Below are 8,859 nucleotides of genomic sequence, written 5' to 3'. Positions count from 1 at the left end.
TCACCGAGGTGGCCGCGCTCGTCGACCGGAGAGTGGTCTGACGCGGAAGCGGCGGAGCCGCGGGTTTCCGGCACGGGCGTCTGCCCATCCAGGTCGACCGGGGGATCGTCGAGGTGTTCCGGCGCGGCAACGTCATCGGGCGGCACCGCTACCCGCCGGCCCGGGTGACGGTGTACGCCGAGGAGCGGCGAGGTGGCCGGACCCGGCTACCTGACGTGCACGAGGTAGCTGACACGCCCCGGCGGTGGCCAGGGCCGGGGTCATCTCCCGCGCCTGGCCGCCCAGATGACGGCGGCGGCCAGGATGAGCGCCGCACGGGTGTGGTTCGGGCCGGCTGCCGTTCGGTTGCGGCCTGGCCCATCCGTCGGGGTGGCGAGGCGCAGGGTGAGGTCGTTGTCGGCGAGGTTGCGCAGGATGTTGCGGCTCTGCTGGAGGGTGCCGGGGGCGGCGATGATGAGTTCGAGGGCGGTGCGGGCGGCCTGTTGTTCGGAGAGGGTCTCGCGGGCGAGTCCGAAGATGATGGCGCGCAGGTTGTCGGCGAAGACGTCGGTGATGCACAGTTCGGGACAGAGGTGGCGGATCGATCCTTCGAGGTTGGCGAAGGACTTGCCGAGGAGGGCGATGACGGGGCTGGAACGGATGCCGCGGCGGGTGGCGTGGACGAGGACGGCGGTGAGGGTGACGCCGAAGTCGAGGTCCTGAAGTGATGCGGAGGTGACCTTGGGGATGAGCGCGCTCATGTCGGTGCGGAACCCGGGAAGGTCGGCCCAGGGGGTGGGATTGCCCATCTCGGCCCAGGTCCGTGCCAGGCCGGGGCCGTCGCCTGCGGCGACGCTGAGCAGCACGAGGACGATGCTGCGGCTGATGGTTGCGTCGATGCGGCCGACCATGCCCCAGTCGATCAGGTGGGCGGGGTGGCCGGGGGCGACGAACAGGTTGCCGGGGTGGGGGTCGGCGTGGAAGTAGCGGTCGAGGAAGTAGCCGCGGTACATGAAGGCCATCAGGTCCCGGGCGATGCCGGTGCGCTCGTCGGTGGTGAACGCGGTGGGCTCGGCCTCGCGGACGGACGTGCCGGGTGCCAGGGACTGCGCGAGGACGCACCGGGTGGGGGTGAGGAGTACCCGGGGGACGGTGAGGTGTTCGAACTCGGCGGTCAGGTGCAGGCCGTGGCGCATGTTGGCGGCTTCCCGCCGGAAGTCGGTCTCGTCCTGCATGGCGTCGAAGAGCACCCCGAGCATGGCGGGGACGTCGATCATCGTGGTGAAGCGCGGTGCGGCGCGGGCCGCCAGGCGCGCGGCCTTGCGCAGGACGGCCATGTCCTGGGCCATGACCTGGGCGACACCGGGGCGTTGGATCTTCACCGCGGCCGGGGTGCCGTCGGCCAGGTCGGCGCGGTAGACCTGGGCCAGCGATGCGGCGCCCAGGGGCGTCCTGGTGTCGATGTCGCGGAACAGGCGTGGCCAGCGCGGCCCGTACTCGGCGGCCAGGACGGGCTCGAAGACGTGGAAGGGGAGCGGGGTGACCTGGTCGTGGAGCAGGCGGAACTCCTCGATCATCGCCTCGGGCACGAAGTCGGGGCGGGTGGAGAGGATCTGGCCGACCTTGATGTAGAAGGGGCCCAGCGACTGCAGTGCCTCCCGCACCGCCCGCGCCCGCCCGTTCTCCTCCCCGGGGTCCTCGCCGTCCTTGCGCCGGGGGCGCCGGATCTCGTTGGTGAGCAGGCGACCCAGGACCCCCGAGACGTAGAGCGCGCGAGCGGACACACAGCCTCCAGAGACAGGGCGGCCACGCACGGACCGGTACCGGGGGAACACCGCGCAGCGCAAAGGGGGGCGGGCGGGCCGGGCCGGTTCTGCCCGACTGCCGAACCGTGATTCACCCGCCTCTCGTCCGGGGTTCGACGTTGTTCGGCCAGTCGAGAGGTCCGGCACGGCCGATCAGGGACACCAGCCCTGCCGTCCCTGGAAGGACTCCCGCCACCGGCGCGGACGCGAGCGCGGACAGAAGGACCTGGATCAGCACCTGGTAGGTGCGCTCGCCACCGCTCGCACCGTCCCAGACCCGGAACCGGCACCCGCTTCGCACCTCGTCGGCCAGCTCCGCCAAGGAGACCCGCCGGCCGGTGAGCGAGTCCGCCAAGAACCCACCCTCCGCCCAGATCAGGCAGCGCTGCGCGTCCGCGCCCGTCGACCGACCGGACACGGCGCCGTCGTGGTCCCCGTCTTGGCACACCGGGCTCAGTCACGTACCGGCGAGGTCCCGGCCAGACGGGCGAACTCTTCCCGCAGCGCGCCCAGCTCCGCCCGCAGGCCCACCAGCTGCACCGCCACGCTCGCGGGACGATCGGAGATGTCGCCGGCGGGTCCGCCACCCGTGTCCTCCTGCAACAGTTCGATGACCGTGTCCCGGAGGTTTCCTTCCAGCACCGCCGCGCGATCGATGAGTTCGTCGACGATCTCCTTGGCGTCGTCGACGAAGGAATGCAGAGACCGGATGATGCCGCGTCGCGGCCGGGGCTTACTCATAGGGGTCTACCTCTCCGCTGGGGTCCGAACATGCGAGAAAGCCTGATCGTCTACGATCCTTTGGGTGTGTGATTGAAAGATCGGACAAAGAGCGTCTATCCCCTTGAGTGCACACCAGCCCGCACCTCGGCGGCAACCCCACCCGAGGGGGCTTGGGAGGCAATGAGTCCCGCGCGCCCGCGCCGATGGGGCCGTGCACACGCCTGCTCCACCGGGCGAGACTGCTTCCCGCCCCACAGGGGTTCGTGAGGTGGCGCGAAGGCGGCGAGCGGTGTCACCCGACCGCCCGCACCGCAGGGCGATATGGGGGCCGCCCCTGATGGTGGTGGTCGCCGTCGGCTCCGCCGGTCTCCGGCAGTGGCTCCGCCGGGGCGGTCCAGGGGTGGCCGCCCCGCCAGGTGTTCCACGCGACCTCGACCCGCGGCGTCACGGGCGCAGGGCGCGAGGGGATGGGCGGGGGCGCGGACCCGAGCGGGCCGTGCTCCGATGTGAGGGTCGCGCGCCGTTCCGTGACAGCCCTTCATCTGTTTGTATAGGAACAGAAGTCGTCCGCTTGTCTGAGCGGTCGGCGAAAACCGGAAGCGCCCGGCCCGACCATCGTCGGGTCGAACCGGTGCCGCGACGCCCGGGGCCCGCCCCAGCGATCGGCCAAGTCCGCACCCACGCGTCTCGCGGCGCCGTGCGGACCGACCGACACCCAGTCCGGGGCACAGCGCCGCAACGGGTGTGCCCACCGGACATGGGCGCTGACGCCCGCTCCGGTGCGGGCACCGACGCAAGACCCGCACAGCCACCGCGGCACCGGAGGGCCCTGCTCATCACGCAGGTGCGACGCGGACAGCCTCACCGAGGCGAGACCACCTCCACAACGACGAATGAGGTGCGTTGTGACCCCATCGGACCCGTCACCGCGAACAGTGCAGGCGACAGCGCCGAGCCTTCCCTACCCCGACGGCTGGTTCGCCTTGGCCGCCAGTCACGAGCTGAAACCGGGCAAGGTCGTCACCCGCCGCCTGATGGGCGAGGACGTCGTGCTCTACCGCACCGTCAGCGGCGCACTGCGTGCGGTACGGCCGTACTGCCCTCACCTCGGGGCCCATCTGGGCCACGGGGCGACCGTGCAGGGGGACAACCTGCGCTGCCCCTTCCACCACTTCCAGTTCGGCCTCGACGGGGCGTGCGTGAAGACGGGATACGGTACCCCGCCTCCGCTGAAGACCCGGCTCACGGTTCTGGAGCACCGGGAGATCGACGGGTTCGTCTTCGTCTGGCGCCACGCCCTGGGCGACGCGCCGTCCTGGGAGATCGATCCTCTGCCGCCGGCGGACTTCCCCGCACCGCACTGCGTGGTCCGCGAGCTGGAGGACCATCCCCAGGAGGTGCTGGAGAACGCGTTCGACCTCGGACACTTCCGCCCTGTGCATGGGGTGCCCGTGACCTACCTCCACGAGCCGCTCTTCGACGGGACACGTGCGGTCGTGTCAATGACCGTCCATAGCAAAGGCGTTGGTTCCAGTTTCGGGGCGTTCTCGTTGCTCTCACCCAGGGGCCGGCTCATCGCCCAGGGCCTCGGCGTCATCCAGAGCGAGGTCGAGATCGCGAGGCTCGGACTTCGCTTTCGCTTCTGGGCCCTCTCCACACCTGTCGACCCCGGGCGGCTCACCTTCACCATGGCGGCGTCAGCGCGGCTCGCCGGCCATGGGCTCGCGGGGCCAGCCAACGCGCTGGCCAGCGCAGGACTCGCCCACCTGTTCGCCTTGGATGCCAGCAAGGACTTCGACATCTGGCAGAACAAAATCCCTCTGAAACACCCGAGACTCGCGAAAGGCGACGGTCCGATCATGCAGTTCCGGCGCTGGGCCCAGCAGTTCTACTCCCCGCAGGACGGAGCCGGCGAGCCCGGCTAGAGCCTGTCTGACAATTCCCGCCGGGCGCACGATGCCGGGCATCCGGTGCGGCCGGCCGGCTCCTCCCGCCCGATCCTGACGCACTGCCACCCGAAGGCGAGGCCCCGGTGTCCGACGAACCCCGCGACTGCGAACACATCCTGGCGCACAGCGCGCACACCGTCAGGCCGCTGATCCGTACCCAGGTCAACCGCCTTCCCCAGCACGTCCGCCACCTCGCCGGCCTGCACTTCGGCTGGTGGACCGACGACCGGACCCACCTCGACAGCCCGGCCGACGGCAAGGCCCTGCGCCCCGCCCTCACCCTCCTGGCCTGTCGGGCCGTCGGCGCGGACCCGGAAGCCGCCCGTCCCGCGGCCGTGGCCGTGGAACTGATCCACAACGCGAGCCTGCTGCACGACGACATCATCGACGGCGACCGGACGCGTCGCCACCGCCCGGCCCTGTGGGCGGCCAAGGGGATCCCGGCGGCGATCCTGGCCGGCGACGCCCTGTTCTTCGCCGCCGTACAGACCCTCGCCCAGGCCCCCCGCGCCGAACAGACGATCCCCGTTCTCCTGGAGAGTGTCCAACTGCTGATCGAGGGCGAGTACCTCGACATCCTCCTGGAGACCGGCACCGACGCCGGCGAGGCCCGAGCCCTGGCGGTGGCGGTCGGCAAGACCGGCGAACTCCTCGCCGCCGCCTGCGCGCTGGGTGCCATCGCCGGCGGCGCCGACCCGCAGCGCGCGGAACATCTGCGGGCCTTCGGCCGGCACCTGGGCATCGCGTTCCAGTGCGCCGACGACCTGCTCGGCATCTGGGGCGACGAACAGGTCACCGGCAAACCCGCGCTGTCCGACCTGCGCCGGCGAAAGGTCTCCCGCCGGTGGCCGCCGCCATGGCCGGAAACACTCCCCAGGCCGAAGCCCTGCGCACCCTCTATCGCGGCGACGACGCCCCTGACGAGGAGCAGTGCCGCCACGCGGCCAAACTGATCGAGCAGAGCGGCGCCAGGGAGTGGACCCTTCGCCGGGCCCGCCGCCACAGCGCCGACGCCCTCCACCGCCTCGCCCTCGCCGAACCCCGACCCCTGCCCGCCGCCGAACTCACCGCCCTCGCCCACCTGGTCACCCAGCGCGAACACTGACACCACCCGCAGCCACTGCCGCGCCACCCGGCCCGGTTCGATGACCCGCTTCCCCGAACCGCCGTCCGCGCGGGCCACCGATGAACCGTCGCTTGCGAACAGCCCTCTCCCGGACCCCGGAAGGCCCGCGGTCCGTTCTCCACCGAAAGGCAGCACCCGACATGTCCGTTGACACTTCAGCGCCGGACCCGCAGCCGGACACGGTTGCCCTCTACTGCCCGTTCCCGGTTGCACTCCACCCCCGGGCCCGGGAGATCGACGACAGCGCCACCCGGTGGATGGCAAGCTGTCCGATCCCGACGAACCCCGACACCCGCGACGCGCTCCTCCGATCCCGAAGCGCCGCCTACGTCGCCTGCTCCAGCCCCGACGGAATCGAGGAACGCCTGGAGCTCGGCGGAAAGTGGTACCTGCTCGCCTTCGCCGTGGACGACTGGCTGGAGGAACTCACCACACTGGAGGAGGTCATCGAGGCATGCTGCACCATGCAGCGCATCGTGGACGATCCAACCGCACCGCCCCTGACCGACCTCCCCTTCGTGAAACACTTCGCGGAGCTGATCAACGAGTTCCGCGGCAGCGCCACCGACGTCCAGTACGCCCGCTTCGCCGCCGGGTACACCTCGTATCACATGGCCATCCCCTGGGAGACCTGCCACCGCCTCGCCGGCCGACAGGCAACGCCTGCGGTTCTTCCCGTGATGCGCCTGTGGCTCACCGCGTTCGCCGCCTACATCACGGCATCGGAGATCTACAACGGGATGGAGATCCCGGCCCACGAGTTCGAGGCCCCCGCCACCCGCGCCTGGCTCGAGTCCGCCGGAATCCTCCTCGCCTGGTGCAACGACATCTACTCCGTCGAGAAGGACCTGCGGAGCGGCGACGCGCACAAGAACATCGTCATGACGCTGATGCGGCATCACCATCTCGACGTCACACACGCCACCCGGAAGGCCATCGAGTTCTGGAACCGCGTCATGGTGGTCCACCTGCGCCTTCGCGACCGCATCGCCGTCGAGTCCAGCCCCGCTCTGACCCGGTTCCTGCGAGACACCGGGACCATGATCACCAACGTGATCCACTGGCACGCGGGAAACCCCCGCTACGGCGGCGACCTCGCACTCCTGGGTATCACCAGCCAGGAACCGCTCCGGTTGGATCCCAGCCCCCTGCCCATCTCCTCCATCGCCTGGTGGTGGAACCACTGAACCCGACACCGCCGCATACCGGGGCGAAGGAGCAGGCCGAGAGGACTCGGACCGTGCCCGGAGAACCAGCAGGACGCGGGCCGCCCGACGCACCGAGTCGGGCACCGGGAGTGAGACCCCCGACCGGAGCAGCTCCGCACCCGATGAGACACGCCTTTGCCGCCTGAGGCACTGCGCGCCTTCCGCCGGAAGGCTATGCCCCTGCACCAAGGAGTCCCGCCACGCCGCCGGGCCTGCCGAGCAGAGCGGTACCAGGAACCGGATCAGTCCAGGTCCCACGGAATCCGGGGTCAACTCCTCGCCCGCACAGGCCCGAAACCCAGTGCCACCGAAGCGGTCCTCGGCGCACCCCGACACTGCCCGCCCGAGCCCGGAGGACCAGCCATGGCCTTGATCGATCTGGGGCTTCCCCAACCGTCCCCGCCCCCGCTCATGTCGACGCGTCGACGCTCGCGGCGGATCCTGGTCGGCACCGTCCCCGTGGGCGGCGACGCACCCGTCTCCGTCCAGACCATGACCACCACCCCGACCGCCGACGTCGACGCCACGCTCCGGCAGATCGCCGAGATCACCGCCGCCGGCTGCGACCTCGTGCGCGTCGCCGTCCCCTCCCAGGACGACGCCGACGCCCTGCCCGCCATCGTCGCCAAGTCGAAGCTGCCCGTCATCGCCGACATCCACTTCCAGCCCCGCTACGTCTTCGCCGCCATCGACGCGGGCTGCGCCGCCGTGAGAGTCAACCCCGGCAACATTCGCAAGTTCGACGACAAGGTCCGCGAGATCGCCCACGCCGCGAGCGCCGCCCGGGTACCGATCCGGATCGGTGTCAACGCCGGCTCCCTCGACCCGCGCCTGCTCGCCAAGTACGGCGCCGCCACCCCTGCCGCGCTCGCGGAATCCGCCCTGTGGGAGTGCTCGCTCTTCGAGGACCACGGCTTCACCGACCTCAAGATCGCGGTCAAGCACCACGACCCGCTCACCGTCATCGCGGCCTACCGACTCCTCGCCACGGCCTGCGACTACCCCCTCCACCTCGGCGTCACCGAAGCCGGTACCACCCTCCAGGGCTCCATCAAGTCCGCCGTCGCCTTCGGCATCCTCCTCGCCGGCGGCATCGGCGACACCATCCGCGTCTCCCTCTCCGCCCCACCCGTCGACCAGGTCAAGGCCGGAGCCCACATCCTGCAGTCCCTGGGCCTGCGCCCCCGCAAGCTGGAGATCGTCTCCTGTCCCGGCTGCGGCCGCCTCCAGGTCGACATCCACACCCTGGCCCAGCGCGTCGAAGCCGCCTTCGACGACTTCCCCCACCCCCTGCGCGTCGCCGTGATGGGCTGCGTGGTCAACGGCCCCGGTGAAGCCCGCGAAGCCGACCTCGGCGTCTCCTGCGGCAACGGCAAGGGCCAGATCTTCGTCAAAGGCGAAGTCATCCGCACCGTCCCCGAACACCGCATCGTCGACGCCCTCATCGAAGAAGCCCTGCGCCTTACCGAGGCCCCCGACACCGCAGACGAGACCGCGCCCTGACCGCACCGCCCGTGCCAGCGGCCCCACCGAACCGGGCCACCCCCACACCCGACCGTCCCCGCGGGACGGCACCGCCCGACCGGAACCGGTGGACCGTCGCGGGGTTCAGGACTTGGGTGCGGCGAAGCGCTTGAACGCCTCCCGGGTACTCGGACCGGCGATGCCGTCGATCGGACCGGTGTAGCTCTCGTGCGCCCTCAGCCGGCGCTGCAGGGCCTTGACGGTCTCGGTGCTGACGACGCCGTCGACCGCGCCGGGGTAGCCCCACCTCTCCTGGAGGAAGCGCTGGAGCGCCTTCCAGCTCTCGGTGTCCAACTGGCCGTCGACGGCGCCCGGGTAGCCCCAGTAGCTCGCCAGCCAGCCCTGGAGGTACTCGGCGTCCGAGGCGTTCAGGCCGAGGTTCTCGATGGCTGTGAGCCGTGCGCCGGCCTGGGGGCCCACCGCCTGCTGGGCGGCCGGCGCGGTCGGCGCGGGCCGAGCGGGCCGCGACGGCGCGCCGCGCTCACCGCGAAGGACGGGACCTGCCTCGCCCGGGCACCACCCGGTGTGCCCTTCAGGTGTTCAAC

General features: G+C 71.0%; 9 protein-coding genes. 5 read left to right on the top strand and 4 right to left on the bottom strand.

The features are described from left to right. Window positions 1-260: 260 nt before the first annotated feature. The 3 genes from PUR61_RS02405 to PUR61_RS02395 all read right to left on the bottom strand — a co-directional run bounded on the left by PUR61_RS02405 (window position 261) and on the right by PUR61_RS02395 (window position 2,525). Entirely contained in the window at window positions 261-1,763 is a 1,503-nt protein-coding gene (locus PUR61_RS02405) for an ABC1 kinase family protein (RefSeq protein WP_329875098.1), read from the bottom strand. A gap of 112 nt (window positions 1,764-1,875) precedes the next feature. Continuing rightward, window positions 1,876-2,202 (bottom strand): hypothetical protein, encoded by a 327-nt coding sequence (locus PUR61_RS02400; RefSeq protein WP_329875096.1) that lies wholly within the window; start codon window positions 2,200-2,202, stop codon window positions 1,876-1,878. Window positions 2,203-2,237: 35 nt separating this feature from the next. Beyond that, a complete protein-coding gene (locus tag PUR61_RS02395) occupies window positions 2,238-2,525 on the bottom strand; it encodes a hypothetical protein (RefSeq protein ID WP_329875094.1) in 288 nt (95 codons plus the stop codon). Between the two features lie 887 nt (window positions 2,526-3,412). On the opposite strand from PUR61_RS02395, the gene PUR61_RS02390 reads away from it, so the two are divergent. The 5 genes from PUR61_RS02390 to ispG all read left to right on the top strand — a co-directional run bounded on the left by PUR61_RS02390 (window position 3,413) and on the right by ispG (window position 8,293). After that, on the top strand, window positions 3,413-4,432 hold the full coding sequence (locus tag PUR61_RS02390; RefSeq protein WP_329875092.1) for a Rieske 2Fe-2S domain-containing protein: 1,020 nt from the start codon (window positions 3,413-3,415) through the stop codon (window positions 4,430-4,432). A 107-nt stretch (window positions 4,433-4,539) separates the two neighbouring features. Next, window positions 4,540-5,409 carry a polyprenyl synthetase family protein gene (locus PUR61_RS02385; protein WP_329875090.1) on the top strand — a complete coding sequence of 290 codons (870 nt, stop codon included), beginning with the start codon at window positions 4,540-4,542 and terminating at the stop codon, window positions 5,407-5,409. After that, window positions 5,313-5,561 carry a hypothetical protein gene (locus PUR61_RS02380; protein WP_329875088.1) on the top strand — a complete coding sequence of 83 codons (249 nt, stop codon included), beginning with the start codon at window positions 5,313-5,315 and terminating at the stop codon, window positions 5,559-5,561. The genes PUR61_RS02385 and PUR61_RS02380 overlap by 97 nt, the downstream gene beginning before the upstream one ends. A gap of 278 nt (window positions 5,562-5,839) precedes the next feature. After that, a complete protein-coding gene (locus PUR61_RS02375; protein WP_329875086.1) occupies window positions 5,840-6,769 on the top strand; it encodes a terpene synthase family protein in 930 nt (309 codons plus the stop codon). 384 nt (window positions 6,770-7,153) lie between these two features. After that, entirely contained in the window at window positions 7,154-8,293 is a 1,140-nt protein-coding gene (gene ispG / locus PUR61_RS02370; RefSeq protein WP_329875084.1) for a flavodoxin-dependent (E)-4-hydroxy-3-methylbut-2-enyl-diphosphate synthase, read from the top strand. A 105-nt stretch (window positions 8,294-8,398) separates the two neighbouring features. Here the strand turns inward: ispG and PUR61_RS02365 are convergent, their stop codons facing one another. Further along, window positions 8,399-8,734 carry a peptidoglycan-binding domain-containing protein gene (locus PUR61_RS02365; protein WP_329875082.1) on the bottom strand — a complete coding sequence of 112 codons (336 nt, stop codon included), beginning with the start codon at window positions 8,732-8,734 and terminating at the stop codon, window positions 8,399-8,401. Window positions 8,735-8,859: the final 125 nt, after the last annotated feature.

Origin of the sequence: Streptomyces sp. BE20, from assembly GCF_036322525.1 — a bacterium.
Classification (GTDB): Bacteria; Actinomycetota; Actinomycetes; order Streptomycetales; family Streptomycetaceae; genus Kitasatospora.
Note: the sequence above shows the minus strand (reverse complement) of the source record. Positions and strands in the feature narration are given on the sequence as shown.

What these genes read in the sequence shown, in the direction of transcription:
- PUR61_RS02395 (WP_329875094.1), bottom strand. Translation starts at nt 2,525, where the DNA reads ATGAGTAAGCCCCGGCCGCGACGCGGCATCATCCGGTCTCTGCATTCC.
- PUR61_RS02375 (WP_329875086.1), top strand. Translation starts at nt 5,840, where the DNA reads ATGGCAAGCTGTCCGATCCCGACGAACCCCGACACCCGCGACGCGCTC.
- ispG (WP_329875084.1), top strand. Translation starts at nt 7,154, where the DNA reads ATGGCCTTGATCGATCTGGGGCTTCCCCAACCGTCCCCGCCCCCGCTC.
- PUR61_RS02380 (WP_329875088.1), top strand. Translation starts at nt 5,313, where the DNA reads ATGGCCGGAAACACTCCCCAGGCCGAAGCCCTGCGCACCCTCTATCGC.